Annotated in this window: 29 protein-coding genes; 4 read left to right on the forward strand and 25 right to left on the reverse strand. The window is 41.7% G+C overall.

The annotated features are described in order from the left end of the window. Positions 1-75: 75 nt before the first annotated feature. The 7 genes from dnaK to ACF3OH_RS07640 all read right to left on the reverse strand — a co-directional run bounded on the left by dnaK (position 76) and on the right by ACF3OH_RS07640 (position 7,006). On the reverse strand, positions 76-1,896 hold the full coding sequence (gene dnaK, locus ACF3OH_RS07610) for a molecular chaperone DnaK (protein WP_392453920.1): 1,821 nt from the start codon (positions 1,894-1,896) through the stop codon (positions 76-78). Positions 1,897-1,929: 33 nt separating this feature from the next. Then, positions 1,930-2,469, reverse strand: coding sequence for a nucleotide exchange factor GrpE (gene grpE, locus ACF3OH_RS07615; RefSeq protein ID WP_204590292.1), 540 nt, complete (start codon positions 2,467-2,469; stop codon positions 1,930-1,932). Positions 2,470-2,484: 15 nt separating this feature from the next. Next, positions 2,485-3,516 carry a heat-inducible transcriptional repressor HrcA gene (hrcA, locus tag ACF3OH_RS07620; protein ID WP_204590210.1) on the reverse strand — a complete coding sequence of 344 codons (1,032 nt, stop codon included), beginning with the start codon at positions 3,514-3,516 and terminating at the stop codon, positions 2,485-2,487. An 87-nt stretch (positions 3,517-3,603) separates the two neighbouring features. After that, a complete protein-coding gene (gene hemW, locus ACF3OH_RS07625) occupies positions 3,604-4,740 on the reverse strand; it encodes a radical SAM family heme chaperone HemW (protein ID WP_392453921.1) in 1,137 nt (378 codons plus the stop codon). Between the two features lie 62 nt (positions 4,741-4,802). After that, positions 4,803-6,635 (reverse strand): translation elongation factor 4, encoded by a 1,833-nt coding sequence (gene lepA / locus ACF3OH_RS07630; protein ID WP_204590212.1) that lies wholly within the window; start codon positions 6,633-6,635, stop codon positions 4,803-4,805. Positions 6,636-6,701: 66 nt separating this feature from the next. Further along, a complete protein-coding gene (locus ACF3OH_RS07635) occupies positions 6,702-6,791 on the reverse strand; it encodes a hypothetical protein (protein ID WP_392456738.1) in 90 nt (29 codons plus the stop codon). Next, positions 6,785-7,006 carry a hypothetical protein gene (locus ACF3OH_RS07640; protein ID WP_392453922.1) on the reverse strand — a complete coding sequence of 74 codons (222 nt, stop codon included), beginning with the start codon at positions 7,004-7,006 and terminating at the stop codon, positions 6,785-6,787. Before ACF3OH_RS07640 ends, ACF3OH_RS07635 begins: the two co-directional genes overlap by 7 nt. A gap of 157 nt (positions 7,007-7,163) precedes the next feature. On the opposite strand from ACF3OH_RS07640, the gene rpsT reads away from it, so the two are divergent. Further along, a complete protein-coding gene (gene rpsT, locus ACF3OH_RS07645; protein ID WP_204590214.1) occupies positions 7,164-7,412 on the forward strand; it encodes a 30S ribosomal protein S20 in 249 nt (82 codons plus the stop codon). Positions 7,413-7,480: 68 nt separating this feature from the next. Here rpsT and holA read toward each other — a convergent pair whose 3' ends face one another. Further along, positions 7,481-8,485 (reverse strand): DNA polymerase III subunit delta, encoded by a 1,005-nt coding sequence (holA, locus tag ACF3OH_RS07650; RefSeq protein WP_392453923.1) that lies wholly within the window; start codon positions 8,483-8,485, stop codon positions 7,481-7,483. Between the two features lie 108 nt (positions 8,486-8,593). On the opposite strand from holA, the gene ACF3OH_RS07655 reads away from it, so the two are divergent. Continuing rightward, entirely contained in the window at positions 8,594-8,728 is a 135-nt protein-coding gene (locus tag ACF3OH_RS07655) for a YqzM family protein (protein WP_204590216.1), read from the forward strand. A 17-nt stretch (positions 8,729-8,745) separates the two neighbouring features. On the opposite strand, the gene ACF3OH_RS07660 is transcribed toward ACF3OH_RS07655, so the two are convergent. The 12 genes from ACF3OH_RS07660 to ACF3OH_RS07715 all read right to left on the reverse strand — a co-directional run bounded on the left by ACF3OH_RS07660 (position 8,746) and on the right by ACF3OH_RS07715 (position 18,035). Then, on the reverse strand, positions 8,746-11,052 hold the full coding sequence (locus ACF3OH_RS07660; RefSeq protein ID WP_392453925.1) for a DNA internalization-related competence protein ComEC/Rec2: 2,307 nt from the start codon (positions 11,050-11,052) through the stop codon (positions 8,746-8,748). Beyond that, positions 11,012-11,572, reverse strand: a complete 561-nt coding sequence (locus ACF3OH_RS07665; protein ID WP_392453927.1) for a ComE operon protein 2 — start codon at positions 11,570-11,572, stop codon at positions 11,012-11,014. The genes ACF3OH_RS07660 and ACF3OH_RS07665 overlap by 41 nt, the downstream gene beginning before the upstream one ends. Before the next feature lie 53 nt (positions 11,573-11,625). After that, positions 11,626-12,090, reverse strand: a complete 465-nt coding sequence (locus ACF3OH_RS07670) for a helix-hairpin-helix domain-containing protein (protein WP_392453928.1) — start codon at positions 12,088-12,090, stop codon at positions 11,626-11,628. Between the two features lie 190 nt (positions 12,091-12,280). Continuing rightward, a complete protein-coding gene (locus tag ACF3OH_RS07675) occupies positions 12,281-13,003 on the reverse strand; it encodes a class I SAM-dependent DNA methyltransferase (protein WP_392453930.1) in 723 nt (240 codons plus the stop codon). Then, positions 13,003-13,356, reverse strand: a complete 354-nt coding sequence (gene rsfS / locus ACF3OH_RS07680; RefSeq protein WP_204590221.1) for a ribosome silencing factor — start codon at positions 13,354-13,356, stop codon at positions 13,003-13,005. The genes ACF3OH_RS07675 and rsfS overlap by 1 nt, the downstream gene beginning before the upstream one ends. A 15-nt stretch (positions 13,357-13,371) precedes the next feature. Then, complete coding sequence (gene yqeK, locus ACF3OH_RS07685; RefSeq protein ID WP_239584885.1) at positions 13,372-13,929, reverse strand: bis(5'-nucleosyl)-tetraphosphatase (symmetrical) YqeK; 558 nt, start codon at positions 13,927-13,929, stop codon at positions 13,372-13,374. Beyond that, positions 13,913-14,488, reverse strand: a complete 576-nt coding sequence (locus tag ACF3OH_RS07690; RefSeq protein WP_392453931.1) for a nicotinate-nucleotide adenylyltransferase — start codon at positions 14,486-14,488, stop codon at positions 13,913-13,915. Before ACF3OH_RS07690 ends, yqeK begins: the two co-directional genes overlap by 17 nt. Positions 14,489-14,491: 3 nt before the next feature. Further along, the gene (gene yhbY / locus ACF3OH_RS07695; protein ID WP_204590223.1) at positions 14,492-14,788 is read right to left on the reverse strand and encodes a ribosome assembly RNA-binding protein YhbY; all 297 of its coding nucleotides are present in this window, start codon (positions 14,786-14,788) and stop codon (positions 14,492-14,494) included. An 11-nt stretch (positions 14,789-14,799) separates the two neighbouring features. Beyond that, positions 14,800-15,594 carry a shikimate dehydrogenase gene (gene aroE / locus ACF3OH_RS07700; RefSeq protein WP_392453932.1) on the reverse strand — a complete coding sequence of 265 codons (795 nt, stop codon included), beginning with the start codon at positions 15,592-15,594 and terminating at the stop codon, positions 14,800-14,802. A gap of 3 nt (positions 15,595-15,597) precedes the next feature. Further along, positions 15,598-16,698 (reverse strand): ribosome biogenesis GTPase YqeH, encoded by a 1,101-nt coding sequence (yqeH, locus tag ACF3OH_RS07705; protein ID WP_392453934.1) that lies wholly within the window; start codon positions 16,696-16,698, stop codon positions 15,598-15,600. After that, entirely contained in the window at positions 16,698-17,219 is a 522-nt protein-coding gene (locus ACF3OH_RS07710) for a YqeG family HAD IIIA-type phosphatase (RefSeq protein WP_392453936.1), read from the reverse strand. Before ACF3OH_RS07710 ends, yqeH begins: the two co-directional genes overlap by 1 nt. 36 nt (positions 17,220-17,255) lie before the next feature. After that, positions 17,256-18,035: a phosphatidylserine decarboxylase gene (locus ACF3OH_RS07715; protein WP_392453937.1), complete on the reverse strand. Its 780-nt coding sequence runs from the start codon at positions 18,033-18,035 to the stop codon at positions 17,256-17,258. A gap of 82 nt (positions 18,036-18,117) precedes the next feature. Between ACF3OH_RS07715 and pssA the strand changes: the two genes are divergently transcribed. Together pssA and ACF3OH_RS07725 are read left to right on the forward strand one after the other, a co-directional pair. Further along, the gene (gene pssA / locus ACF3OH_RS07720) at positions 18,118-18,657 is read left to right on the forward strand and encodes a CDP-diacylglycerol--serine O-phosphatidyltransferase (protein ID WP_204590228.1); all 540 of its coding nucleotides are present in this window, start codon (positions 18,118-18,120) and stop codon (positions 18,655-18,657) included. A 241-nt stretch (positions 18,658-18,898) separates the two neighbouring features. Next, entirely contained in the window at positions 18,899-19,165 is a 267-nt protein-coding gene (locus ACF3OH_RS07725; protein WP_392453938.1) for a hypothetical protein, read from the forward strand. A gap of 389 nt (positions 19,166-19,554) precedes the next feature. Here ACF3OH_RS07725 and mtnN read toward each other — a convergent pair whose 3' ends face one another. The 5 genes from mtnN to ACF3OH_RS07750 all read right to left on the reverse strand — a co-directional run bounded on the left by mtnN (position 19,555) and on the right by ACF3OH_RS07750 (position 23,442). Then, positions 19,555-20,244, reverse strand: coding sequence for a 5'-methylthioadenosine/S-adenosylhomocysteine nucleosidase (mtnN, locus tag ACF3OH_RS07730; RefSeq protein ID WP_392453940.1), 690 nt, complete (start codon positions 20,242-20,244; stop codon positions 19,555-19,557). Positions 20,245-20,257: 13 nt separating this feature from the next. Next, entirely contained in the window at positions 20,258-20,920 is a 663-nt protein-coding gene (locus ACF3OH_RS07735; protein WP_392453941.1) for a DUF1510 family protein, read from the reverse strand. 123 nt (positions 20,921-21,043) lie between these two features. After that, positions 21,044-21,517: a transcription elongation factor GreA gene (gene greA, locus ACF3OH_RS07740; RefSeq protein ID WP_392453942.1), complete on the reverse strand. Its 474-nt coding sequence runs from the start codon at positions 21,515-21,517 to the stop codon at positions 21,044-21,046. Between the two features lie 42 nt (positions 21,518-21,559). Further along, positions 21,560-22,192 carry a uridine kinase gene (udk, locus tag ACF3OH_RS07745; protein WP_204590232.1) on the reverse strand — a complete coding sequence of 211 codons (633 nt, stop codon included), beginning with the start codon at positions 22,190-22,192 and terminating at the stop codon, positions 21,560-21,562. Next, positions 22,189-23,442 carry a U32 family peptidase gene (locus tag ACF3OH_RS07750; RefSeq protein ID WP_392453943.1) on the reverse strand — a complete coding sequence of 418 codons (1,254 nt, stop codon included), beginning with the start codon at positions 23,440-23,442 and terminating at the stop codon, positions 22,189-22,191. The genes udk and ACF3OH_RS07750 overlap by 4 nt, the downstream gene beginning before the upstream one ends. Positions 23,443-23,448 lie beyond the last annotated feature (6 nt).

Genomic DNA, 23,448 nt, shown 5'->3' on the forward strand with positions numbered 1-23,448 from the left:
ACCCTATTGTATCATGTTTTTACTGACATGGAAAAAGCCAAAGACAATGGTGCCTTTGACTTTTCCTGACAACTCTTACTTGTCTTTTTTATCGTCTACTTCTTCGAAATCTGCATCAACAACACCATCATCTGTTGGGTTGCCTTCTGCTGCTTGTTGCTCTGTAGCTGCTTGCTCATATAGCTTCATAGTAAGCTTTTGAACGATTTCTTGCAACGCGTCACGTTTTGCTTTGATGTCTTCTGAATCATTTGCTTCAAGAGCTGCTTTTAAAGCATCTTTTGCTGTTTCAGCTTCTTGCTTCTCTTCTTCTGACACTTTATCTTCAAGATCTTTCAATGTCTTTTCAGTCATGAACACTAACTGATCGGCTTCATTTTTAAGATCTGCTTCTTCTTTACGCTTCGCATCTGCTTCTGCATTTGCTTCAGCTTCTTTTACCATACGCTCGATTTCTTCGTCAGATAGTGAAGTGTTTGATTGAATCGTAATCGTTTGTTCTTTTTGTGTGCCAAGGTCTTTTGCTTTTACGCTTACGATACCGTTTTTATCGATATCGAATGTTACTTCGATTTGTGGCACACCACGTGGAGCTGGTGGAATGTCCGCAAGTTGGAAACGACCCAGTGTCTTGTTATCCGCAGCCATTGGACGCTCACCTTGAAGTACGTGAATATCTACTGCTGGTTGGTTGTCAGCTGCTGTAGAGAATGTTTGAGATTTCGACGTTGGAATTGTTGTGTTGCGCTCAATCAACTTCGTGAACACGCCACCCATAGTTTCAATACCAAGTGACAATGGCGTTACGTCAAGAAGAACGACATCTTTAACATCACCAGTCAGTACTCCACCTTGAACTGCAGCACCCATTGCTACAACTTCATCTGGGTTAACGCCACGGTGTGGATCTTGGCCTGTCTCTTTTTTGATTGCTTCTTGTACAGCAGGGATACGTGTAGAACCACCCACTAAGATGACTTTATCAATTTGGCTTGCAGAAAGACCTGCATCACGCATTGCTTGACGAGTAGGCTCCATTGTACGTTCTACAAGTGATGCGCTCATATCTTCAAATTTCGCACGAGAAAGAGTGACTTCAAGGTGAAGTGGTCCAGCTTCGCCTGCTGTAATGAATGGTAATGAGATTTGTGTAGACGTCACACCTGAAAGATCTTTTTTCGCTTTTTCAGCTGCGTCTTTTAGGCGTTGCATTGCCATTTTGTCTTTTGATAAGTCGATGCCGTTTTCTTTTTTGAATTCAGCAACTAAGAAGTCGATGATGATTTGGTCGAAATCATCTCCACCTAGACGGTTGTCACCTGCAGTTGCAAGTACTTCAAATACGCCGTCTCCAAGCTCAAGGATCGATACGTCAAATGTACCGCCACCTAAATCGTATACTAAGATTTTTTCATCTTTGTCCATTTTATCTAAACCGTATGCAAGTGCTGCCGCAGTTGGTTCGTTGATGATACGCTCTACTTCTAAGCCAGCAATTTTACCAGCGTCTTTTGTTGCTTGACGCTCTGCGTCGTTGAAGTATGCAGGTACTGTGATAACCGCTTTTTCTACTTTTTCACCAAGATACTCTTCAGCATACGATTTTAAGTACTGAAGAATCATTGCAGAAACTTCTTGTGGTGTATAGTTTTTGTCTTCAACTGAAACTGTTTCAGATGTTCCCATTAAACGTTTTACAGAAGCAATTGTGTTCGGGTTTGTGATAGCTTGGCGTTTTGCCACTTCTCCGACTTGACGCTCACCGTTTTTGAACGCTACAACAGATGGTGTTGTGCGGTTTCCTTCTGGATTTGGAATTACTTTTGGTTCGCCGCCTTCTAATACAGCGACACATGAGTTTGTTGTTCCTAAGTCAATACCGATAATTTTAGACATAATTCAAGTTCCTCCTAGACTACTTTTCAATTTTTATTCGCTTACTTTTACCATTGCAGGTCGAATGACACGGTCTTTCAATTGATACCCTTTTTGAAGTGTTTGAATCACAATACCGGATTCATGTTCTTCAGATGGCTCTTGCATAACAGCTTGGTGGAAGTTTGGATCAAACGCTTGTCCATCCGGTGCGATTTCTTGAACACCTTCTGCTTCAAGAGCAGTTTTTAAACTTCTATAAACCATTTCTACACCTTTAACGAACGACTGGGCTTCTTCTGTCTGTGGAGCCGTATCAATCGCACGTTCAAAGTTGTCAAGCACAGGTAAGATGTCCGTGACAAGAGACTGGGCACGGAATTTTGCAGCCGCTTCTGTGTCTTTTTGAACTCTGCGGCGATAATTATCAAAATCAGCGCGCAATCGAAGATAACTATTCTCTTGCTCATCAAGTTTTGCTTGTAAAAGCTCAAGTTCAGTTGGCTCTTCTAGTTGCTCTGAAACTTCTTCTTCCACTACATCTTGTTGCTCTGGCAATTGTTCTTCAGGTTGCTGTTTGTTTTCTTCAGTCATCATCACAAAGCCCTTCTATTTTGTATTGAAAATCTTAGCCAGTTCTTTCGCCATGTCGCCCGTTACATAGTCGAGAAGTGAAATCACTCGTCTGTAATCCATACGGGTAGGTCCAATAATAGCGATTTGGCCTTTTTGCTGCTCACCAAACGAGTAGGTCGCCGTTACTATACTGCAAGATTCCATTGCATCCATTTCATTTTCTGAGCCTATTCGAATGGACAAGCCACTCGAATTCGGGACGATTAAGCGTGGATGGTCTTCTAGCTGCTGCATAAACTCTAATAAGTTTCGCGCTTTTTGCCAGTCACTAAATTCAGGCTGGTTAAAAAGCTGCATCTTTCCGCCATATACGACTTTCTCTTCAGCCCCTTTGCCCACTTCAGCTGTCAGTGTTTCAAACACTTCAAGGAGACGTGAGTTGGATTGATGGATCAATTGATGCATGACCCGCTGCAAAATAGCCGGTAGTTCAAAGAGATACGAACCAATAACGCGCGCATTAATCTCTTCCACGACTCGCTCCAAGTCTTCCATCTTCACATCCGAAGGAATGCTAACAAGCTTGTTTTGAACATGCCCATTATCCGTGACAATAATCGCCACTGCATTTTCAGAGGATAGTGGAACCATTGAAAACTTGCGAACGCGGTGGCGTTGAATATCCTCTCCAAGGAGTATCGTCGTGTAGTTCGTCAGTTCCGCTAAAAGTTCAGCAGAACGGCGAATCACATGCTCTGTCTCTACTCTTCGTTCCGCAAAAACAGATTGCAACTTGGCGATCTCAGAAGTACTAAGTTGATTTGGCGAGAGCATGTTGTCTACATAATAGCGGTACCCTTTTTGAGAAGGAACACGACCAGAAGAGGTATGTGTTTTTTCTAAATACCCCATCTCTTCTAAATCAGCCATCTCATTGCGTATGGTTGCCGGACTATACGGCATCTCTTGTTTTTTCGAGAGTTGCCTTGACCCTACAGGTTGAGCAGTTTGGATAAAGTCATCGACAGTAACTTGCAAGATTAATAATTGTCTTTCCGTTAACATGTTGATCACTCCTGTTAGCACTCGTCTTGTGAGAGTGCTAATACTCACCTATAAAGTTATCAAACGTTGAAAATCCTGTCAATAAATTTAGTCGAGTAAAAAATCTTGAAAAATCTCATTTCCGATAAATCGACCTTTTCTTGTCAGTCGCAGTGTTTCATCTGTCAGTTCTAAAAAGCCACTAGTAGCGTGAGGACGAATCTTTTCTGCATAGACCGTGCGAAGATCTTTGCCAAACTTCTCTTCAAATTTCGTGTACTGAACACCTTGATTCATACGAAGTCCTAAAAACATTTGTTCTTCCATTGATTCTTTAACGGTCACAAGATTTTGATGCAACACAGGTAATTCATTCTGCTCGAGTGGTGTCATATATTTTTTGAGGGGTCCGTGATTGGAATAACGGACTCCGTCTACATATCCGTGTGCGCCCGCGCCAAGACCTAAGTACTCTTCATTGCGCCAATAAATAGAGTTGTGTTCAGAATACAACTTATTTTTTGCAAAATTACTGATTTCGTATTGTTCAAACCCGGCTTTCTCCGTTCGCTTCAACAATACATCGTACATGTCTGCTTCGAGCTCTTGTGTCGGAAGCTTCAGTTTTCCTTTAGACAGTAAATTATAAAAAATTGTTTTCGGCTCAACAAGTAGAGAATAAGCAGAGATATGTGTGATGGGCATAGAAAATGCTTTCGTCAGAGCTTGTTCCCACTGTTCCATCGTTTGGTTTGGCAAACCGTACATCAAATCCATACTGATGGACGGGAAGTTTAACTGTTCGGCATGAGTGATCACTCGTTCGACGTGTTCCGTCGAATGAGTGCGCCCCAACACTTTCAGTAACTGCTGGTCAAAGGTTTGAACGCCAATACTAAAACGATTTACTCCTCGCGCGGCCATGAGTTCCATTTTGTCGTACGTCAACTCATCCGGATTCGCTTCTGATGTAAATTCCGTTACTTGATCAACTGGAAAGTGCTTGGAAATGGAATCGAACAGACGACTCAACTGGCGTAAGCTCAGCGATGTTGGGGTGCCTCCACCAAGAAAAATCGTGTGTACTTCTGACAAATCTGTTTTTCGCGCCCACAGTTCCATCTCTTGATCGAGTCGTGTCAAATACTCATCTACTGGTTGATTATGAAAATAAAACTTATTGAAATCACAGTAACTACAAATCTGGTGGCAGAATGGGATATGAATATAAATGCCTTGAATCATAGTTCACCAACTTCCTTATCAATCAAAAAGGAGGACAGCTAAAGTCGCTTCCTCCTCATTTGTTATTTTTTCTGGTCTTCGTCCATCTTTAGTACAGCCATGAATGCTTCTTGTGGTACTTCAACAGAACCGACCTGTTTCATACGTTTTTTACCTTCTTTTTGTTTCTCTAGTAGTTTACGTTTACGTGAAATATCTCCACCATAACATTTTGCAAGTACGTTTTTACCCATTGATTTAATGGTAGAACGCGCTACAATCTTTTGTCCGACAGCAGCTTGTACAGGCACTTCGAATTGTTGACGAGGAATCAAGCTCTTTAATTTCTCAACAATTAATTTTCCACGCTCATAGGCAAAGTCTTTATGGACGATGAAGCTCAGTGCATCGACTTTTTCACCGTTCAATAAAATATCCATCTTCTGAAGTTTCGATTCTTTATACCCAATCAATTCATAGTCGAAAGATGCATAACCTTTTGTACTCGATTTTAACGAGTCAAAGAAATCATAGACAATCTCAGACAGTGGGATTTCATATAAAATGTTCACTCGTGCAGAAGACAAGTAATCCATCGTCAAGAAGTTCCCGCGTTTACGTTGGCACAGTTCCATTACAGCCCCGACATAATCTTCCGGAACCATAATAGATGCTTTCACGTAAGGCTCCTCCATCTTGTCGACTTTTTGCGGATCTGGCATCATAGATGGATTGTCAACGCGTAACAAGTCTCCGTTTGTCATCACGACATTGTAAATAACACTAGGAGCTGTTGTGATTAAATCAATTTTGAATTCTCGCTCGATACGTTCTTGGATGATTTCCATATGCAGAAGCCCAAGGAATCCACAACGGTAACCAAACCCTAGTGCTTGAGAGCTTTCTGGTTCAAACTCAAGCGCTGCATCGTTTAGTTGAAGTTTCTCAAGTGCTTCACGCAGATCATTGTAGCGTGAGTTATCAATCGGATACAGACCACAGAACACCATTGGATTCATTTTGCGGTAACCCGGTAAAGCCTCTGTCGCTGGGTTAGCTGCAAGCGTGATTGTATCCCCGACGCTTGAGTCTCCAACATCTTTCATCGAAGCTGTTAAGAAACCTACGTCTCCTACTGTCAGTTCATCACGTTGCATAGCTTTCGGTGTGAAGACGCCTGTCTCCACTACGTCAAACTCTTTACCCGTAGACATCATGCGTATCTTGTCTCCCGGTTTTACTGTTCCTTCTACGATTCGAATGTAACAGATAACACCGCGGTACGGGTCAAATAGTGAATCAAAGATCAGCGCTTTCAGGGGCGCTTCTGGATTACCTGTTGGTGCAGGAACTTTTTCGACGATCTGTTCTAAAATCTCTTCGATTCCAATCCCTGCTTTTGCCGAAGCAAGTACGGCTTCTGACGCATCCAGACCAATGACTTCTTCGACTTCACCACGTACACGCTCTGGGTCTGCTGCTGGCAGGTCAATTTTATTAATGACAGGTAAGATTTCTAAGTCGTTATCTAATGCAAGGTACACATTCGCAAGCGTCTGTGCTTCGATACCTTGTGCTGCATCGACAACTAGTATAGCGCCTTCACAAGCTGCTAGACTGCGCGACACTTCATACGTAAAATCGACATGTCCTGGTGTATCAATCAAATGGAATGTGTAGAATTCTCCATCTTTTGCTTTATATTGCAGTTGCACGGCATTTAACTTGATAGTAATTCCGCGCTCACGTTCAAGATCCATGGAGTCAAGTAGCTGACTTTTCATCTCACGGCTACTAACTGTTTGTGTTTTTTCTAAAATTCTGTCTGCAAGTGTCGACTTTCCATGATCGATGTGCGCAATGATGGAAAAGTTTCGAATCTTGCTTTGTCTATTTAATCGTTCCTGATTATTCATATTTGTCCACTCCTAATTAAGCTACAACAAATTATAGCAGAATCAGGCGCGAAGTGATACGCAAATCTATAGCGCACCAAGTGCTTTCGCTAATTGTTCAATAGTTGCCCGCACTTCTTCCTGTGTATTTTCGATACCACCAAGTTCAATTAACAGGGCTCGGGGTGAAGATCTTGGTTATACACCCCGTCAACACCGCGTCCTTCATCTACATCCAAATCTGGATAGTCGATCGAAACAAAGGTCTTGTCTTTTGACTGTATTTCACGAGTAATCGTTGAGATGGTAATCCCTTGTTGTGTGGTTGTCTTGCTTTGTTCCAAGTTCTCGGTAGCTAGCATTACCTCAAGTTCCAAATCACTTCTGTTCATTGTTTTCACCTCACTTTAGTTTGAGCAGGTGTCAAGTAAATATTCTTTGCATTTAAATATTGCAAAATCAGTTCAGGTTTGTTAAAATAATTCTTGTTGTAATTGAACTGAAATCAATTAACAAGTATCATCTCATCCTTACTAGGAGGTGAAAGGAATGCCAAACATTAAATCAGCTATTAAACGTGTGAAGACGAATGCTACTGCAAACGCTCAAAACTCACAAACAAAATCAGCTATGCGTACTGCTGTTAAGCGTGCCGAAACTGCTGTAACTAATAATGATGAAAACAAAAACGATTCAATCAAAGCTGCTATCAAATCTGTAGAAAAAGCTGCTTCAAAAGGCTTGATCCACAAAAACGCGGCTGCGCGCAAAAAATCTCAATTGATGAAAAAAGCGTAAGTTTTTTGTGTCAATTGGTCACCTACAGAAATAGAGCTGTCCCCATATTCGGGGACAGCTCTTTCTGTTTAATTTGCTAATAAGTAGAGTTCTAAAATTCGTTCTTTTTTCATGTGTGATGATTTTAGTTGCATGTCTACTTCTGCTAACAGTTTCAATTTCTCTACAAGAAGTTCTTCTTGTTCAACTAAAGGATGTTCCATCATCAGTTTGACGCGGTAAGGGTGCGCTTTGACTTGACCGGCTATTTGCGTATTCGGATAGCCCATCTTTTTAAAGTACCCCACCTGAATCAATAATCGCAATTGTCCCGCTAAAAGTGCCACAAGCTTAAGTGGTTCTTCTTTTTGTTTTAACAACTCATTGTAAAGTGTTACCGCCTTCTCACGATTAGATTGCAAAAATGCTTCTGTTAATGCAAACACATTGTCTTCAAGGACTGGCGATGCAACTTGTTGATAATCGTCAAATGTCACTTCTTCAGAATCTGAAACGTAGAGCGCTGCTTTTGCAATTTCATTACGTTTGAACGACAGTGATAACGGAACAGCAGCTACCCAATCAATCAATTCATCTGTCGGCGCTTTGCCATGTGCTCTAAATTGCGAGAGCACCCAACTTTTTTGGTCACTTTCCGATAACGGATTTGCTTCAATGACAACTGCTGATTTACGAAGCTCTTTGACCACCTTTTTTCGATCATCTAGTTTTTCATATGGCGCAACGAACACGACGACTGCAGTTTCTGAAGGATGATCTAACCAATTGAGAAATTGTTTTTGTGGAAATGTGTCTTTCTTTTCTTTTTCTTTGTCTTTCACCGCAGCTCTCAAGAACTGAGGGTTATGCACGATAATTGCCTTTTTTTCTGCAAAAAATGGAATAGTATCGGTTTCGAGCATCACATCTTCAATCGACTGTTGCTCTAAATCTAGTACAAACCATTCTTCCGGATCGACTCGAGCCTGAATGCGTTTGACTGTTTCATCCCGTAAATAGCCTTCCTGACCGACAATCACATAAAAAGGCGCAAGTGGCTCTTTGTTTAGAGCTTGCCACTGTTTTGTAATCATGAGAGACACCTCTCCTTCTTCTTTATTATACAAAAATTGTTCACATCATTGTATGTAGATTTTTTGTACTAGATTGTTTATACTTAAAAAGACAGAGGAGGGGTTTAAATGAACGAATTTGAACACAACGTACAGTCCAAACGCAACGACGCGATTGACTCGGGAATAGGTTTTGTGGCCTCTTTTGTATTTTTCGCAACCATGTTCTTAATCGCAGTAGTCGTACAATTCGTCGCTCAATAAGACGACACAAGACGCCATTACTTGGCGTCTTTTTTGTTTGTCTTCCATTCCACACCCTTCCGAGAGATTATTACTTCTATCGTCCCGCCTTCATACGTTCCTCGTATCGGAATTTGTCGGGCTACTAATTCTTTAAGAACCTCTTCATGTGGATGGCCATATCGATTGTCTTTCCCTGCGCTTGCCACTGTATATTTCGGGTTTATAACATCTAGCCAAGCGGGCGTTGTAGAGGTTTTACTTCCATGATGTCCAAGCTTTAACAAGTCGGCATTCATGAGCAACTCTCCGTACCGACTTACCATCCACTGTTCACCATCCTTTTCCAAATCGCCAGGCAATACAATTTTTTGATGAAACACCTCTACTACAGTGACTAGTGAACTGTCATTCCCTTTGTAAGGTCCCTCTACCGGCAACACATAAATCCTAGAATCCCCTATCTGTATACTGACAGCTTCTTCAATTTCATAAATCGGTACTTTTTTAGCTTCTGCACTTTGTCTTAGCTGCTCGAGTTCTGGTAACTCTAGTACTCCAACAGGCACTAAGATTTGTCGGACATGAAAATCTTCGACGAGTTCCTCTGCACCTTCTGTATGATCCGCATCCGCGTGTGTCAAAATAAACAAGTCAATGGTGGATACGCCAAATGACCGAATGTAGGGAGAAACGATAGATCGTCCTATTTCGTAGCTATCTCGCTCTTGCCAAGGCTCCTTCTCGAAGGATACCCTACCCCCCGCATCGATCAATAGAGTAAAGTCTCGGTTTGGTAATTGTATAAATGTACTATCCCCCTGCCCAACATAGACAAAAGATAGTTTTGCCTGGTCATTGAAATACGGGAGTACATGCCAACCAATTGATACTACAAGAATAAACGGTAGAGCTAACACACCTCGTCTCTCCCACAGTAAAAATGTCATTATGCAGACGCCTAGAGTTATAAGAAAATAACTTTCAAGTGCTGGAGGCGTCCATGTGACGAATGGGAGTTCAGAAAACCATTGAAATACAAGCTGAATAGTCGATCGGATGCGCGTATAGGAATCAACGAATGGAAGGAAGTTAATTGGAAGAATAGCACACAGTACATAAAAAAAACTGACGGGCAAAATGAGAAATGTAAAGAGTGGAATCGCTAGTATGTTAATTACGAACGAAATCAAGGAGAGTTGTTGAAAATGGTAAAGTACGATAGGAAGCACTGCTAATTGACAGATGACAGTTGTAAAGAATGTGGAAAGTAAATAAGACGAAGACGCCATAAGTTTCGTTGAATAAATCAAGCTAAATACAGCGATAAATGATAATTGGTACCCCGGCTGAAGCGCGAAAAATGGAAAATAGGCTAGTGTGATCAGCAATACCCAGGAAATAAGATCCGGACTAGTCACTTTGATTTTTTTCATCAATAAGACTGTTCCTATAAACACCATGAAACATGCACGAATTACAGAGGGAGCCCCTCCAGCTAACACCATATAAAACGGTAGAAAACTTAAAATCAGAATATAAATCATGCGCAACCTCACTCCTGCTGCAAGCAAAACACCATAAAGGGCACCTGTCAATAACGCAATATGTAACCCAGAGATTGCAAAAAGATGAGAAAGCCCTAAGCGTTGATACAGACGATTGGTATCTTGATCTCCGAGAGAGCGGTCTCCTATGGTTAAAGCTAGCACTTCGTCTTGAAGTTCTACCGGTACTTTGGTAACGACCGATTGCTGGATGAAAAGTCGTATGGAGGAAACCTTTCGCTTCATTTGCCAAGTGAGGGTGGTGGTTGGGGAATACGGTTGAAGTGTAAGTGCTTTGTAAGCACCTTGCGCTCCTTTAGAGAGTAAATAGTCATCAAATTGAAATTCGAACGGGTGACTCTGTAACCTTTCAGGTTGCCGTTCAAGTTCAAGTGCCACTACTATTCCTGTCCAGTTTGTCTCTTTGAAAACTCGTGCCGTCTCTTCATCTGGAAGAGTGTACGAAACGTAAATAAGTGGACCGTCTTGCACTTTAATAAATGCTGCAAAACGATCTCCTTGTTGTTTATATAGAGATGTGACAGTTCCAAGCTGCTGACTTTCAATCGTTTCGACTGGCAGTCTTTCTGAGACCATCCACATGAAGAGGAACAGCGTACCACTGACAACAATTGCCGCTCTCTTACTTATGCGAAAGAAGCAAAAAATAGCTAAACCTACTCCTAGTAGCACGAACCAAATGCTTGAAAAGATGGCGAAGCAGCCAATGACGGCTGCAAACGCACAATAAATCCAGTTATTTTGCAAATAAAGCATCCACTTTCTTCGTGTATGCATCAATCTTTTCTTGATCAGTATGTAGAGCTAACTCTTCGAGAAGTGAACGGGTCAAGTTCTCTTTTTCCATCGCCAAGAAATCAATCTTCCGCGCATCAAACGGCACATGTATTACTTCTACACCTGCTTGGTCAAGTAGTTCAATCGCGTAGCTGTTGTTTTTATAATCCGCCGCATAGTACAAGCGGTGAATACCGGACTGAATAATGGATTTTGTACACGGTAGACACGGAAAATGCGTCACATATAAATCAGCCCCACTGACTGAGACCCCATACTTCGCACACTGTAACAAAGCATTCATTTCCGCATGAATCGTGCGTACACAATGGTTATCAATCACATAACACCCTTGATCGATACAGTGATCGCCACCAGAAATAGACCCGTTATAGCCCCCAGCAATGATGCGACGATCTCTTACTATAACCGCACCAACAGCTAGTCTTGTACATGTACTTCTCAATGCTAACAAATGACACTGTGCTAGAAAAAATTGATCCCACGTTATTCGCTCCATTACGATTCCCCCTTTTGTTATCAGTGTACCTATAGTTTTTGAAGTGCGTCAACTCACTTTACGTAAACGAGGGGGCGAAGTCGTTCCAGCGTCTTGTCACCAATCCCGTCCACTAAACTTAACTCTTCAATTGATGTAAATGGAGTTTGCTCTCGAAAAACTAGAATCGCCTGTGCCTTAGCGGGTCCAATCCCAGGTAATGTTTGAAGTTCAGCAAGCTCAGCCGTGTTTAATTCTACCAGTTTCTCCTCTTCTTCATTCACTGCCAGCGTCTCTCCAATGACAGGTACGTAGATTGATTCAGCATCCGACAATAAGGCTGCTTGATTGATTTGCTTGTTGTCGCTCTCAGCGAGTAGACCCCCCGCCTTTACTATCAAATCAACAAGTCTACTGCCATTTGGTAATTCATAGACACCGGGTTGTTTAATAGCACCTTTGATTTCGACGATTAAATAAAGTGATTCTTGCGGTTCATCTTGTTGCGCAGGTTCTGTTGGGTGTGTTTGAAGAGGCATGAGTTGTGACTGTTGTGAGGGTTTCGTGAAGAATACAACTAGAAGAATACTTAGAAGAATGGTTATAGCGATCACTACGTAAGCAGTCGATCGATGCAGACGTTTTGTTTGAATAGAAAAAACCTCCCATACAATCGGGGAATCGTAGGAGTAGTTCCATCATACTCCAAACCCCGATCGACGGAAAGTTTTATTTCGTCGCATGGAAAAAATAGCGAAGACCTTTGTGATCTTCTCCAAAAATAGAATCGTCCACTAGACAGTTTGAAAATCCTAATTCATGAATCCACTGCTTATACATCTCTATTTCAAAGGTGCGTTGATAATGATGCTCTTCAAACCGTTCATAGCGCCCATCTTCTGCTCGCACAAAAAAAGTGATGTCATGGTATACAGAATGGTCTTCTTCACCTGGTTCCGTACTCCATAAATACGCGACATCTTCATCTTCATAAATAAATGGGCCGTCCAAGTAAGCCTCGATTTTTTTAGTCGAATGCACATCAAAAAACAAATGGCCCCCTGGTTGTAGCGCATGAAAAGCGGCTCGAAGCGTTTTGACTACTTCCTCTTCATCTACAAGATAGTTGAGTGAGTCCACAGCAATGACAACTACGTCAGCTGGACGTGCTGCTGTGAAGTCTGCCATCGAACCTTGTGAAAAATGAACGGCTGCTTGTTCTTCTTGGGCCTTTGCTTTCGCCTGTTCAATCATCATTTGAGAAAGGTCGATTCCATGTACGTCTGCTCCCATATGAGCAAGCGGAATGGAAAGCGTTCCGGTCCCACATCCTAGGTCAACAATTGTTTTCTCCTGTAGAGGTCCTGCTTCATGCAAGATCCAAGTTAAATAGTTTTCGTATGGAATGTCTGCCATCAATTCATCGTAGACGCTCGCAAACTTTTCGTACATCACTCAGCAGCTAATTGGACGAATTCGATTGGTGCATCGCCCCATAAACGTTCTAAATTGTAATAGTCACGCTCATCACGATGGAATACGTGTGCGACAACATCGCCTAAGTCAATAAGAACCCAGCGGCCTTCATCATAGCCTTCCATGCGTTTCACGTGAATCTGTTGCTCTTCAGCTTTATCTTTGATTTCTTTTGCGATCGCCTGTACTTGACGGTCTGAGTTTGCATGGCAAATGACAAAGTAATCTGCGATTGGCGATACGCCTTGCATATTTAATACTACGATATCTTGTGCTTTTTTATCATCAGCAGCTTGTGCTGTTAATTTCATTAGATTTTCAGAATTCATTTCATCTTCCCTTTCTTATGTCCAACAAGCATTATAACAAAATAGTGAATCAGGATATACCGTTTGCTTTTGTTTTATCAAATGTTGGAGTGTGTGACGCACTCCGTAACGCATCGCGAGTTCTAGATCTTTGTGCGCTAGGTCACGAAGTTTTTCAACTTTTGGGTAGTTCCGGTTCGGTTCAATCATATCTGCTACGTAAATAATCTTTTCAAGCTTCGACATGCCCGCACGACCTGATGTATGGTAGTGAATCGCATTTCGTATATCTTCGTCTTCTACTCCGAACTCATCTCGTGCCACTACACTCCCCACAGGTCCATGCCACAGCTCATGATGGAAGTCGAGTAAAGTCGCGTCCAAATGATGTGCTTTAATTTGATCTGCCATCCAAGCTTTATCGGCATATTTACAAATATCATGAAGAAGTCCAGCGATTTCTGCTTTTTGAACGTCCTCCCCATATATCTTGGCAAGTTCCATAGCAGTTTCTGCTACACCTAACGTATGCACATACCGTTTTTCTGTCATGCGACTCTGGATTATTGGAAACCATTCATCTTTCGTCCACATACAAATCGTTCCTTTCACAATAACGTGCAATGTCTTCTGGTAATAGAAAGCGAGTAGTTTCACCTTGAGCGAGTCTTTTTCTTAACTCTGTTGAAGATACTTCCAATTGCGGAATCGACAATGTCGTTACTTTATACGGTGTTGACACAGTATATCCTGGTCTCGGAACAACGACAACATTTACTAAATGAACCAATTCATCAATGCAATACCAATCAGCTAACTTTTCAGCTTGATCAGCACCTATAATAAACGAATACTCGGTTGTCGGGTTCATTTCAGTCAATTGCTTTAACGTATCAAACGTGTAGGACAGTCCACCACGCTCCAGCTCTATCGTTTCCACATTGGAATCTGGGAGATAGACAGATAGCAGACGGACCATCTCAAGACGATGATTGTCTGTCACCTGTTGATTCTTATTTTTAAAGGGCGACTGGGCGGCCGGCATAAAATGCACTTCATCAAGATGTAAGGCATGTTTTGCTTCGTTTGCAATCAATAGGTGGCCCATATGCGGCGGATTGAATGTGCCCCCAAGTATACCGATTTTTTTCATAAATTAAGCGCGTGGCAAAATGAGTTTTTTATTTTTATGAGACTCTTTATAAAGTACGACAGTAAGTCCAATTAACTGAACAAGTTGCGCACCTGTTTCATTTGCTAATGTCTCCGCCACTTCATGTTTGTCATCTTCACAATTTTGCAGAATAGAAATCTTCACCAATTCACGAACTTCCAGAGCTTCCTGAACGCTGTGAATCAATTGTTCATTAACGCCACCTTTTCCTACTTGGAAAATGGGTGATAAATGATGTGCTTCGCTACGTAAAAAACGTTTTTGTTTACCTGTTAACATATAAATCTCCTTTAGGACGAAAAAATCGTCTGTACTATTTCTTTTTGATCTGGCTTTATACCTGTCCATAATTCAAAAGCAAGTGCCCCTTGTCCAATGAGCATGGCTAGTCCATTCATTGTAAAGGCGCCTTGACTATTCGCTTGTTTCAAAAATTCTGTTTGTGGTGGTGAGTAAATAATATCAACAGCCACCATCTCCGACGTCCAAATCGGATTCGAAAGTGGAGACTCTTCGCTGTCCATACCTACAGTAGTTGTTTGAATCACACAATCGAACTCTGGTAATTTTGCTGGAACTTCTGACATATCCAACACTTTGGCGTTGTATTTGTTAGCAAGTTGCGTTGCTTTTTCCAAAGTACGGTTGCAAATCGTCACATCACGAATGTGTAAATCGGAAAGAGCTGCTGCGATTCCCTTGGCAGCTCCCCCCGCTCCAATAACTAAGATTCGTGTTGACTGCGATAGATTAGGAATAGATGCTAAAAGGCCACGACCGTCTGTGTTGTACCCTTTCCAGCCGGTTTGTGTACGTACCACAGTATTCACAGTACCCGCTGAGCGTGCCGATTGGTCCAACTCATCTAGAAACGGCATGATTGCTTCTTTAAACGGTACTGTGACATTGAACCCACTGCATCCGAGTAAAAAGAGGGATTCCACAGATTGTTCGAGTCTATCAGGCTCAACTAAAATTGGCACATAAGATGCATCAATGTTGTGTGTACGAAACCAGATCTCATGCATCTTTGGTGAAATCGAATGATGGATGGGGTTGCCGATGACTGCGTACCACTTTTTCATAAATTAAATGAGTGATGGACGAACCATCACCGCAACTCCTTTAGGTACATGAGCAGCTACTACAACATTCCCCGTCTGACACGTGATCCAACCTAGTCCTGAGAATACAATGTCCATTTTGGGACTCTTAATAGAAAACTCATGACGCACAAGTTCTGGGTACTTCTCTGCATGGTTTTTTCCAGGAGGAGATAGTAATTCTCCTTTATGATCGGCATATAACGCATCTGCGTTCGAAAGTTTTGTTCGGTGAATCGTTAGCTGATTCGATAAATGCGCAGTGAATGCCGAACGGTCTCCTTGAATAAAATCAAAGCGAGCAAGCCCACCAATAAACAATGTCTGTTCTGCATTTAACTGGTACACCTTTGGTTTGATTTCATTTTTCGGTAAAATCAGCTTCAACTCTGAGGGATCGACATAATGCGCTAGTTGATGGTGATTAATGATACCCGGTGTATCACAAATCGATTTCCCATCGTCCATTGGAATTTGAATCATGTCAAGCGTTGTACCTGGGAATTGAGAAGTCGTGATGACTTGTTCTTCTCCCGTCGCTTGTTTAATAATTCGATTAATAAATGTTGACTTACCTACATTGGTTGACCCGACTACGTAGACATTCTCACCTTTACGTAATTGCTCGATCGCATCCATTGCCTCTACCATACCTTGGCCCTTTGCAGCACTTACAAGAAGAATATCAGCTGTTTGAAGACCGAGGGATTTAGCTTCTCGTTTTAGCCAGTTAATCACTTTGTTTTTCTTTACGGACTTTGGCAGTAAATCTGCTTTGTTCGCAATTAAGAGCACCGGGTTATTGCCAACGAAACGGTGCAAACCAGGCAACCAACTACCGTTAAAATCAAAAATATCAACGATTTTAACAATCAATCCTTTTTGATCACCTAGGCCATTTAGGATTTTTAAAAAGTCATCGTCTGTCAATTCGACGGGTTGAATCTCGTTGTAATTTTTTAATCGAAAGCAACGCTGACAGATTACTTCTTCTTTTTCAAGGCTAGATGCCGGGGCATAGCCTAGTTTGGTTGGATCTTCGGTTTGGATGAGAACGCCACACCCGATACATTGTACTGTTTCCATCAGGCTTCATCTCCCCACATAATATGACCTTTGCTTTTTAAATAACTAAAGATGCGTCGCTCGACTAGTCGGTTGAAACGTGTGACGAATCCATCAGATTTTGCTACTGGAATAACTAAAATTGTATGCAAATTCAAGCGGTTTCCACCAAGAACATCCGTCAATAGTTGATCTCCGATAACTACCACTTCTTCACGCTTCAATCCCATTAATCGTAAAGCGGTTAAAAAAGCTTTTCGGAACGGCTTACGCGCTTTATAAATGAATGGGATTTGCATAGGATCTGCAAACGACTTCACACGCAGTTCATTGTTATTGGAGACAATCGTCACTTGAATCCCCGCTTGTTGCATACTTGCAAACCACTCCACGAGTTGCGGTGTTGCATCTGGACGGTCCCATTCAACAAGCGTATTATCAAGATCCGTAATGATTCCTTTAATACCTTGCTCTTTTAACTGTTCTGGTGTGATTTGAAAAACGCTCTTCACAAACTCAGAAGGAATAAAATTAGTTAACACGTGCTACACTCCACTCTATTACGTACTCTTTCGCCATTATAGCATATCCGCCAAGGGCTCTCCTACCTGTACTTTTGCGCCGTTCACCACAGAATCTCGCCAGTTCACGCAATTTGGTTCTGTCAGTAATACGACCGTCGAGCCAAATGCGAAATAAGCAACTTCTTCACCTTTGTTCCACAGTGAATCAGTTTTCACTAACTCGATCGAATTTACAAACATCGCACCGACTTTAATGACTGCAAAAGCGCTTCCGGCATTCTCTAAAATGGAGATGATACGGTAGTTGTCACTCAAGGGTTTCTTACCATATACAAGACCTAGCTTGTTCACTGGGTACGAAAATCCACCTGATACGAATTGATCCGTGATCTCCCCAGATAAAGGGGCGTGTATACGGTGATAATCCGCAGGGCTTAAATACAGCACAGCATACTGCCCACCGATAAAGCGCTCTGTAAGGGATGGTTTTGCCAGCAATCTGTCAATGGAATACTCCTGTCCTTTAACTGAAAATGTGCCTGTTGGCGTAATCGTACCAAAGGATTCGATTTTAGCATCTACTGGACTCACGATTGTTTTTTCATTTGTGTCAATCGGGCGAACTTCTTCCTTTAATTGGCGTGTAAAAAAATCATGCAAAGATGAAAACTCATGCATCGGTTTCACTGCAAGATTGGCATCAATTTTGAATGTCTTTTTATATGAAGGGATCATGAATTTGCTGACACTTGACTGTGTAAATCGCTTTAAAATAAGCGACGTGCTTGGTCTGTTTGTCAGTTCAATTAGTTTTTGATAGATTATAGTTTTCACGGATTTCGAACCTTTCTCTCTATTAATTTTTAACTATTTAGCGTATACTTATAGGATAAACTATACGTGAGGGGAAACCATAGTGTTCTTATTTGAATCGACAATTGAACGTTTGTCTCGGCTGAAAAGCCAAGCTGCAAACCTTTTGACCATATTGAACATGGCATTTGGTGGAGCAGCCATTTTGGTGACGATGAATGACCATTTTGCACTTGCCGTCCTATTTATTTTTATCGCCGGACTTTTAGATCGTTTTGACGGGATGACAGCACGCAAACTTGGCATTGAATCGGAACTTGGAAAACAGCTTGACTCTATGAGTGATGTTATCTCGTTCGGTATCGCACCTGCACTACTTATTTATGCATACGCGACAAATGAGTTGGGCACTCTGGCCATGGTCGTTACTGTCATCTACATTGCTTCTGGTGCATTTCGCTTGGCGCGCTTTAACATTTCAGAATCCAACGGCTTTTTTACAGGTCTACCAATTACAGCAGCAGGGGTTGTATTAACTCTTAGTTACTTCGCTGTACCTTATGTATCACCTGTTGTCTATCTATTCTTCATGATTATCTTATCTTTCATGATGATTTCAACACTTTCACTACGAAAAATCTAACCCGCTCTTGTAGCGGGTTTTGTTATGCCCATTTCGTCTTTTGCATAGACTCTTTCAAGGAGGCAATTCTATGCACTGATTATCCATCGTCCTCAGTTCCCTCGCCCATCTCCCTCTCGCGCTTGGCTATATCCGAAGTCAAGCATTCGAACAACCACTTCCTCCAGAGAAAGAACAACAACTCTTTGACTTGATGCACAAAAGCGATGACGCAGCACGCTGTATCGAAAATGAGATTTTGATGCATCTTCGTAAAATTAAAAAGCATGAACAAGAGACTTCTCTCAATGATCAGATGGGGCAAGATTTAGAGGGAGGAACACTCACGCTTGCGGATATTTTACCTAGTAATGACCTACCAGTAGATGACCAATTAGCTTTTAAAGAGTTGACGCATCATCTCTATAAGTGGATGCATTTGCTAGATGAGCGAGAAGCTGAAATCATACAACATCGCTACGGCTTATTTCATTATTCCCCTTTGACACAAGTAGCATTAGCTGAATAGTTAGGAATATCGCGAAGTTATGTTTCTCGAATTGAAAAACGTGCATTGATTAAATTGTTTCAAGTATTAAAATTCAAAAAAATAATCAACAGGCTAAAACAAAATGAAATCAGTATCTTCTCACGAGTACGTTCGAGAGAAGATACTGATTTTTTCAACAAGTGGAGTTCCATTTTTTCTAAGTACCTGTCCCACAAACAATTCTGACATTCATGTATATTCACCAACTATTCACTGTAAACCAGCATTATTGTGTGAATTGATGAATATTTATAAATTGTGTTGGAATTGTTTGGGTGACAGGTACCCTTTGGGAACTACTTCCAGTTAAAGTGAAGTTGAGTGGAATGGAGGGGTTGACTCCAGTGGGATTCAAGTCGGCTCCACATCTAAAGTGAACTCACTACCCGCAGCACAACTTCCGTAGAATTTTTCGCTGCTGTCGGTAAAAATTCGTCAAAACTCATTGGCGATTCTTTGCCTGCGATATCAGACAATGCGCGAATTACTACAAATGGAGTTCCGAATTGGTGACAAACCTGCGCAACAGCGGCTGCTTCCATCTCACAGGCTGCCATTGTCGGGAAGTGTTCGCGTGTTTCTTTGACACGTTCTGGGAGATGCATAAATGAATCTCCTGTTGCAATTAGACCTGTTGCTGAATGAATGCCCACAGCTTCAATCGCCTCTTGTGCTTTTTCAATCAAGCTTGCGTCTGCAGTAAATGCTGCTGGCATACCAGGTACTTGACCCATTTCATAACCAAAGGCACGGACGTCAACGTCGTGATGACGGACCTCTGTTGATACTACAATGTCCCCCACTTGTAAAGATGGGTCATAGCCACCTGCAGAGCCCGTGTTAATAACCACATCCGGCGAGTATTTTTCTAGTAAAATCGAAGTCGTCATCGCTGCATTCACTTTACCAATGCCACTTTTCACTAAAATCAATTCATGTGCTCCGTATGTGCCTGCAGTGAATTCACTGTTTGCAATTGTTTCCGTTGATGCATTCGAAAGCGCTGCACGCAAGTGTTCAACTTCTTGCTCCATCGCACCGATAACTGCTACTTTCATTGTCATTCCTCCGTTATGGTAACTGATTCAACTTTTCGAGTTTTGTCGGTTTCCAACCTTGGCCATCGACCCACTCTAAATAAATACGATACATCTCTGATTTGTCTTTTGATGTAACTGTGCCAATTGACTTTTGCGGGGATCCCCCATTGCCTAAGAAAATCGTGTACATGTTATCAGCCGAAAGACCAGATGCATACTGAAGGGCTTTGATTTTTTCATCCCAATCGACTGTCCCTTTCGTGTAACTCGAGACATGTTCACCAGTTTGCGTTGTTCCTACCGGTTGCCAAGCTGTATTCACGATGACTTCATCCACAATAGGGTCCATTGACGGTTCAGTCGTTACTTCCGCTTGTTCTTCAGTAGTATCTGTTTGATCTTCTTCTGTTGCTTCTGTTTCGTCAGTAGATTCTGCTTCATCTGTCGCTTCAGATTCCTCTGTCGTTTCAGCACCCGCGGTATCTTCTGACTCAACGTCTTGTTGGCCCTCATCCGTCACTTGCTGTTGCTCATCTCCAGGATCAGCTTCCACAGCGGTGTCGTCGTTTGAAGAAAGTAAATTTGCTAATGTAATAATAATCAGTATGCCAACTACAGCTAGTAATGAATTTATAAGTAAATTCGCGCGTTTTTTCTTTTTCATTTGCGCACGTCTAGAAAATTCTTGCGTCATTTAGTTCACTCCTCATTGCTACAAGCTTTTTTCATCTTACTAATAATCGGGATGAGAATCAACTGAGACCCTGACAAAGCGAAAACTGCCTGACAGCGTCAAAAGCTGCCAAGCAGTCTAGAATTACGAAATTGATAGGATCTTAACGTCCATTTCTCCACCAGGAGTCATGATTTTTACATTTTCTCCGATTGTTCGGCCAAGTAAGCCTCGTGCAATTGGAGAATCATTTGAAATTAATCCTTCTAATGGATCTGCTTCAGCTGAACCAACGATTGTATACGTTTCTTCGTCTCCGTCTGGGATTTCGATAAATGTAACCGTTTTACCAAGTGAAACTGTGTCATCGTTTGCATCTTCTTCAATGATGACTGCATTGCGAATCATAGATTCCAATTGTGAAATACGACCTTCGACAAATGCTTGATCTTCTTTCGCTGCATCATACTCTGAGTTCTCGGATAAATCTCCGAAGTCACGTGCTACTTTAATACGCTCAACAACTTCTTTACGTTTTACATTTTTTAAACTATCTAATTCTTCCTCTAACTTTTGCTTACCTGCAAGCGTCATCGGATATTGTTTGTCATTTGACACTCCTATACACTCCTTCTGTCTTATGCAACTTGTATCATCCTATTATACAATTCCATTACTTTCAAGAATAGCCTTAATTTTCGTAACCATTAAATCAATAGCTACTTCATTTTGGCCACCTTCTGGAATGATGACATCAGCATAGCGTTTTGTTGGTTCAATAAATTGGTTATGCATCGGTCGAACGACATTCAAATATTGTTCAACCACGGATTCTACTGTGCGCCCACGCTCATGAATATCACGTAATATACGACGAATGATACGTAAATCTGCATCTGTATCTACGTATAGTTTAATATTCATCAAGTCGCGAAGACGCTCATCTTCTAAAACTAGAATCCCTTCTAAAATAATGACATCTTTTGGATCGATCACGATTGTTTCATCCGAACGCGTATGACGTGCATAGTCATACACAGGTTTTTCAATCCCTTTACGTTCAAGTAAATGATTCACATGGTCAATCAATAAATCATTATCAAATGCTAATGGGTGATCATAATTAGTTTTCAAACGCTCTTCAAACTCCAGATGCGACTGGTCTTTGTAGTAAAAATCTTGTTGAATCACAACTACTGAGTGATCTTTGAACGCTTCATAAATGGCATTTGTTACACTTGTTTTTCCAGAACCGGAACCGCCAGCAATTCCGATAACTAATGGTCTTTTCACTTTACTAACCTCTTCCGCATCATATTGTTCGGGTGTACTTTGACAGGGCAATGGAACGTTACTTTTTGCAGTGGGTGACGTGCAGCATCTAGTTCATTGCCTTTCTCATCGTAGATTGGTGGGACAATCAATTTTATATTGTCGATTTGTGGCCCAAAAAACTCAATCTCATCACCAGGCTTGAAATAATTTCGCTGCTCTAAGGTAACGGTCTGAGACGTCTCGTTATAGTCTACCACAAGACCTACAAAGTCGTGTGTAACTTTGCGGCTGTGGACACCAAATAATTGTTGTTCATGTCCAGGTTCTCCTTCAAAAAACGCAGAAGCCGACTCGCGATTGGCACATTTGTCGAGTTCATAGACCCATTCTGAATCAAACGTAAAATTATCTGGATCTGCGCAATATGCATCAATTACTTTGCGGTAGACTTGTACGACTGTTGCTACATAATGAATCGACTTCATGCGTCCTTCTACTTTTAACGAATCGATTCCTAGCTCTATCATATGCGGAATAGATTCAATTAATTTCAAATCTTTCGGGCTCATCGCAAAAGGTGTAGTGAAGTCGTCTACTTTTTCCGCTTCCGTATTCTGTAGTTCATAGTCCCAGCGACAGGACTGACAGCAACCACCCCGGTTTGAATCACGAGCAGTCATGTGATTGGACAGTGTGCACCGTCCACTATAAGCGATACACATGGCTCCGTGAATGAACGCTTCAATTTCGATATCGACTTTTTCTTTCATGAGTGCAATTTCATCTGCAGTAGTCTCACGAGCGAGAACTACTCGGTGCAATCCTTCGTCTTTCCAGTACTGCACAGCTTTCCAGTTGGATAAGGATTGTTGTGTACTTAAATGCAATTCAAGTTTCGGAGCATAGTTTCGGCACGTTTCAATAATCAATGGATCAGCGACGATAATCCCCGTTACACCCGTACTTTCAACAGCTTGCAAGTACTCTATCAATCCATCCATATTTTCATTGTGCGCAAAGATATTCGTCGTGACATAAATCTTCGCACCAAATTTCTTTGCGTACTCTACGCCTTCTTTCATCTCGGCAATCGTAAAATTTCCTGCATTCGATCGAAGTCCGTATTCTTGCCCACCTATAAACACTGCATCTGCTCCGTATTCAACCGCAATCTTCAACTTTTCAAGATTGCCAGCAGGAGCAAGTAATTCGGGCTTTTTTGTAATGACTCGTTTGCCATTTCGTAGTTCACTTTCCATGACTGCCATTTGATC

Origin of the sequence: Chryseomicrobium aureum (genome assembly GCF_043182735.1) — a bacterium.
Taxonomy (GTDB): domain Bacteria; phylum Bacillota; class Bacilli; order Bacillales_A; family Planococcaceae; genus Chryseomicrobium; species Chryseomicrobium aureum.

Coding starts and splice junctions, on each gene's coding strand:
- yqeH (WP_392453934.1), bottom strand. CDS start 16,698: ATGGAAACAGTACAATGTATCGGGTGTGGCGTTCTCATCCAAACCGAA.
- ACF3OH_RS07675 (WP_392453930.1), bottom strand. CDS start 13,003: ATGTACGAAAAGTTTGCGAGCGTCTACGATGAATTGATGGCAGACATT.
- rsfS (WP_204590221.1), bottom strand. CDS start 13,356: ATGAATTCTGAAAATCTAATGAAATTAACAGCACAAGCTGCTGATGAT.
- grpE (WP_204590292.1), bottom strand. CDS start 2,469: ATGACTGAAGAAAACAAACAGCAACCTGAAGAACAATTGCCAGAGCAA.
- mtnN (WP_392453940.1), bottom strand. CDS start 20,244: ATGAAAGTAGCAGTTATCGGTGCGATGGAGCAAGAAGTTGAACACTTG.
- yqeK (WP_239584885.1), bottom strand. CDS start 13,929: ATGTGGACGAAAGATGAATGGTTTCCAATAATCCAGAGTCGCATGACA.
- ACF3OH_RS07750 (WP_392453943.1), bottom strand. CDS start 23,442: ATGGCAGTCATGGAAAGTGAACTACGAAATGGCAAACGAGTCATTACA.
- aroE (WP_392453932.1), bottom strand. CDS start 15,594: ATGAAAAAGTGGTACGCAGTCATCGGCAACCCCATCCATCATTCGATT.
- hrcA (WP_204590210.1), bottom strand. CDS start 3,516: ATGTTAACGGAAAGACAATTATTAATCTTGCAAGTTACTGTCGATGAC.
- holA (WP_392453923.1), bottom strand. CDS start 8,485: ATGATTACAAAACAGTGGCAAGCTCTAAACAAAGAGCCACTTGCGCCT.
- ACF3OH_RS07665 (WP_392453927.1), bottom strand. CDS start 11,572: ATGGAGCGAATAACGTGGGATCAATTTTTTCTAGCACAGTGTCATTTG.
- ACF3OH_RS07725 (WP_392453938.1), top strand. CDS start 18,899: ATGCATCTTCGTAAAATTAAAAAGCATGAACAAGAGACTTCTCTCAAT.
- ACF3OH_RS07640 (WP_392453922.1), bottom strand. CDS start 7,006: ATGAACAGAAGTGATTTGGAACTTGAGGTAATGCTAGCTACCGAGAAC.
- ACF3OH_RS07660 (WP_392453925.1), bottom strand. CDS start 11,052: ATGCATACACGAAGAAAGTGGATGCTTTATTTGCAAAATAACTGGATT.
- yhbY (WP_204590223.1), bottom strand. CDS start 14,788: ATGTTAACAGGTAAACAAAAACGTTTTTTACGTAGCGAAGCACATCAT.
- rpsT (WP_204590214.1), top strand. CDS start 7,164: ATGCCAAACATTAAATCAGCTATTAAACGTGTGAAGACGAATGCTACT.
- ACF3OH_RS07690 (WP_392453931.1), bottom strand. CDS start 14,488: ATGAAAAAAATCGGTATACTTGGGGGCACATTCAATCCGCCGCATATG.
- dnaK (WP_392453920.1), bottom strand. CDS start 1,896: ATGTCTAAAATTATCGGTATTGACTTAGGAACAACAAACTCATGTGTC.
- hemW (WP_392453921.1), bottom strand. CDS start 4,740: ATGATTCAAGGCATTTATATTCATATCCCATTCTGCCACCAGATTTGT.
- ACF3OH_RS07735 (WP_392453941.1), bottom strand. CDS start 20,920: ATGACGCAAGAATTTTCTAGACGTGCGCAAATGAAAAAGAAAAAACGC.
- lepA (WP_204590212.1), bottom strand. CDS start 6,635: ATGAATAATCAGGAACGATTAAATAGACAAAGCAAGATTCGAAACTTT.
- ACF3OH_RS07655 (WP_204590216.1), top strand. CDS start 8,594: ATGAACGAATTTGAACACAACGTACAGTCCAAACGCAACGACGCGATT.
- ACF3OH_RS07670 (WP_392453928.1), bottom strand. CDS start 12,090: ATGCCTCTTCAAACACACCCAACAGAACCTGCGCAACAAGATGAACCG.